Below are 3833 nucleotides of genomic sequence, written 5' to 3'. Positions count from 1 at the left end.
GACGCCGAGCTGCTGTCCCGCCTCGACGCGATCGTGTCGGCCGCCGCGCCCTTTGACCCGAGAACTGCGAGACGCTCGTTCACGATCGGCGCACCGGATGCACTGGCCGCGGTCTTTCTCGATGCTCTCCTCAAGATCATCGCCCGGGAAGGACCGGGGATCGACATCCGGCTGCTGCAGTTGATGCCGCAACGGCACAGCAAGTCGTCGAGCCAGGTCTGGCAGGACACGCTCTCCGAGCTCGATTCGCACCGGCTCGATCTTGCCGTGCTGCCGGTCGGCCCGCTGCCGTCACGTTACGCCGAACGGTTGCTGTTCGAGGAAGACTTCGTCGTCGCCATGCGCAAGGGCCACCGCATGGCCCGCAAGGTCACGCTCTCAGCCTATCTTGCGGCACCGCATCTGCTGGTTTCCGCCATCGGCGATGCGCTCGGCATCGTCGACATCAAGCTGGCCGAACGCGGCCATTCGCGCCGCGTGGCGCTGACCGTGCCCAGTTTCATGATGGCGCTGGCGCAGCTCGCCGAGAGCGATTTCATCGGGACGTTGCCGCGTCACCTCGTCGAGCGCCATGCCGCGCGCTTCGACCTCGTGATGCGCCCTGTGCCGTTTCCGTGGACACCGGACCCGGTGCGTGTCGTCGCCTCACGAGCTGCGATGGCGGACGCCGGGGTCGCCTGGCTGTTCGAGACGGTGGCGCGCTGCATGGGTCCAACGAGGCCTATAGCGTCCAAGCGCCGCGCGCCCGCCTGAAGCTGAAAAGCGAGCGGAAGCAAAAAAAGGGGCACGGCCTGCGCCGTGCCCCTTTGCTTCAGACCGCTTGCCTGGTCTCAGCTGTAGATCTCGAACAGGCCGGCGCCGCCCTGGCCGCCGCCGATGCACATGGTCACCACGCCCCACTTGGCCTTGCGGCGGGCGCCTTCCTGCAAGAGGTGGCCGGTGAGACGGGCGCCGGTCATGCCGAAGGGATGGCCGATCGCGATCGAGCCACCGTTGACGTTGTACTTGGCAGGGTCGATGCCGAGCTGGTCGCGGCAGTAGAGGCACTGGCTGGCGAAGGCTTCGTTGAGCTCCCACAGGTCGATGTCGTCGACCTTGAGGCCGGTGCGCTTGAGCAGCTTCGGGATCGCGAACACCGGGCCGATGCCCATCTCGTCGGGCTCGCAGCCGGCGGTCGCCCAGGCGACAAAGCGTCCGAGCGGCTTCAGCCCGCGCTTCTCGGCGTCCTTGGCTTCCATCAGCACCACCGCGGCGGCACCGTCGGAGAGCTGGCTGGCATTGCCGGCGGTGACGAACTTGCCGGGGCCCTTCACCGGCTCGAGCTTGGCGAGACCTTCCAGCGTGGTCTCGGGCCGGTTGCACTCGTCGCGGTCGACGACGTAGTCGACGATGCTCTCGGCCTTGGTCTGCTTGTCGACCACCTTCATCTTGGTCTTCATCGGAACGATCTCGTCCCTGAACTTGCCGGCCTGCTGCGCCGAGGCCATGCGGCGCTGCGATTCCAGCGAGAACTCGTCCTGGTATTCGCGGCTGAGCTTGTAGCGCTCGGCGACGATATCGGCGGTGTCGATCATGGCCATGAAGATGTCGGGCGCGACCTTGAGCAGCTCCGGATCGACCGATTCCTTCGGCGTGGCGCCGCCGGGGATCGAGATGCTCTCGACGCCGCCGGCGACGATGCAGTCGGCGCCGTCCGAGCGGATCGAGTTAGCGGCCATGGCGATGGTCTGCAGCCCCGAGGAGCAGAAGCGGTTCACCGAGACGCCGGCGGTGGTCTTCGGCAGGCCGGCGAGCAGCGCGGCCTGGCGGCCGATGTTCGGCGCGCCGTGGGCGCAATTGCCGAGATAGCAGTCCTCGACATAGTCCTTCTCGACGCCGGCGCGATCGACCGCGTGCTGGATGGCGTGGGCCGCGAGCGACATCGGCGGCGTGATGTTGAACCCGCCGCGGCCGGATTTTGCCAGGCCCGTGCGCGCATAGGAAACGATGACGGCTTCACGCATGTGTTTCTCCCTTATCGAACGATTTGAACGGAGCGTAGATACGAGGCGTTCTGGGCGCCATTGGTACACAAAGTCAGGAGGTCGCGGGAAAATAAAACGCCGCCTCCATTGACGGAGGCGGCGTTGTTCCGCGGGTCGGAATTTGGTGCTCGTCATTCCGGGGCGATGCGCCAGCATCGAACCCGGAAGCTCGAGATTCCGGGTTCTCGCTTCGCGAGCCCCGGAATGACGGCCTCTCAGAACGTCAGCGCCTTGGCCTGCTTGACCTGCGGCAGGGCCTGCACCTTGGCGAGCAGGTCGGCGGGCACCGCGCCGTCGACCTCGACCAGTGCAATGGCATCGCTGCCGGGCGCGACGCGACCGAGGTGGAACGTGGCGATATTGATCCTGGCATCGCCGAGCAGGCTGGCGAACTTGCCGATGAAGCCCGGCTTGTCCTCGTTGGTGACGTAGATCATCGACTTGCCGAACTCGGCGTCGACACGGATGCCCTTAATGTCGACGAGGCGCGGCTTGCCGTCGGCATAGACGGTGCCCGAGACCGACCGCTCCTGCCGCTCGGTGGTGACGGCGACGGTGATCAGGCTCTCATAGTCGCTCTGGGCGGCGCGCACGATCTCGTCCACCACCATGCCGCGCTCCTTGGCGACGACGGGTGCGGACACCACGTTGATCTCGCCCAGCATCGGCCGCAGCAGACCGGACAGCACGGCGGAGGTGATCGCCTTGATCTTCATCTCGGCGACCTGGCCCTCATAGGTGATCTCCACCTTGAGGATGCCGGTCTCGGTGAGCTGACCGGCAAACGAGCCGAGCTTCTCGGCCAGCGCGATGAACGGCTTCAGCTTCGGCGCCTCTTCAGCCGTGATCGAGGGGAAGTTGACCGCGTTGGAGATCGCCCCGGTGAGCAGATAGTCCGACATCTGCTCGGCAACCTGGAGCGCGACGTTCTCCTGGGCTTCGGTGGTGGAAGCGCCGAGATGCGGCGTGCAGATCACGTTGGGATGGCCGAACAGCACGTTCTTGGTGGCGGGCTCCTCGACGAAGACGTCGAAGGCGGCGCCGGCGATGTGCTTGGCATTGAGCGCATCGACCACCGCCTGCTCGTCGACGAGACCGCCGCGGGCGCAGTTGATCAAACGCACGCCCTTCTTCATCTTGGCGATCGCGGCTGCGTCGATGATGTTCTTGGTCTTCTCGGTGAGCGGGGTGTGCAGCGTAATGAAATCGGCGCGCTTGAGCAGGTCGTCGAGCTCGACCTTCTCGACGCCGATGTCCTTGGCGCGCTCCGGCGACAGGAACGGGTCGAACGCGATCACCTTCATGCGCAGGCCGAGCGCACGGTCGGCGACGATCGAGCCGATATTGCCGCAGCCGACGACGCCGAGCACCTTGCCGGTGATCTCGACGCCCATGAAGCGGTTCTTCTCCCACTTGCCGGCCTGGGTCGAGGCGTCCGCCTGCGGGATCTCGCGGGCAAGCGCCAGCATCAGGGTGATGGCGTGCTCGGCCGTCGTGATCGAATTACCGAACGGCGTGTTCATCACGATGATGCCCTTGGCCGTCGCGGCCGGGATCTCGACGTTGTCGACGCCGATGCCGGCGCGGCCGATCACCTTCAGCTTGGCCGCCTTTTCGAGGATCTTGGCGGTCGCCTTGGTTGCGGAGCGGATCGCAAGGCCGTCGTAATTGCCGATGATCTCGGCGAGCTTGTCCTTGTCCTTACCGAGATTGGGCTGGAAGTCGACCTCGATGCCGCGGTCCTTGAAGATTTGCACGGCGGCGGGCGAGAGCGCGTCGGAAATGAGAACTTTGGGTTTGGTCATGGGG

At 65.7% G+C, this 3833-nt stretch carries 3 protein-coding genes; 1 reads left to right on the top strand and 2 read right to left on the bottom strand.

Translation table 11 applies throughout. The annotated features are described in order from the left end of the window. The coding region (locus JHD07_RS35035) for a LysR substrate-binding domain-containing protein (RefSeq protein ID WP_291630503.1) at nt 1-753 on the top strand (753 nt) is incomplete at its 5' end. A gap of 77 nt (nt 754-830) precedes the next feature. Here the strand turns inward: JHD07_RS35035 and JHD07_RS35030 are convergent. Together JHD07_RS35030 and serA are read right to left on the bottom strand one after the other, a co-directional pair. Then, nucleotides 831-2003 (bottom strand): acetyl-CoA C-acyltransferase, encoded by a 1173-nt coding sequence (locus JHD07_RS35030; RefSeq protein WP_291630501.1) that lies wholly within the window; start codon nt 2001-2003, stop codon nt 831-833. Nucleotides 2004-2239: 236 nt separating this feature from the next. Beyond that, nucleotides 2240-3829, bottom strand: a complete 1590-nt coding sequence (serA, locus tag JHD07_RS35025) for a phosphoglycerate dehydrogenase (protein ID WP_291630505.1) — start codon at nt 3827-3829, stop codon at nt 2240-2242. Nucleotides 3830-3833: the final 4 nt, after the last annotated feature.

The organism is Bradyrhizobium sp. (assembly GCF_016462955.1).
Taxonomy (GTDB): Bacteria; Pseudomonadota; Alphaproteobacteria; order Rhizobiales; family Xanthobacteraceae; genus Bradyrhizobium.
Note: the sequence above shows the minus strand (reverse complement) of the source record. Positions and strands in the feature narration are given on the sequence as shown.

Excerpts from the sequence above, each read along its gene's own strand:
- serA (WP_291630505.1), bottom strand. The coding sequence starts at position 3,829 with ATGACCAAACCCAAAGTTCTCATTTCCGACGCGCTCTCGCCCGCCGCC.
- JHD07_RS35030 (WP_291630501.1), bottom strand. The coding sequence starts at position 2,003 with ATGCGTGAAGCCGTCATCGTTTCCTATGCGCGCACGGGCCTGGCAAAA.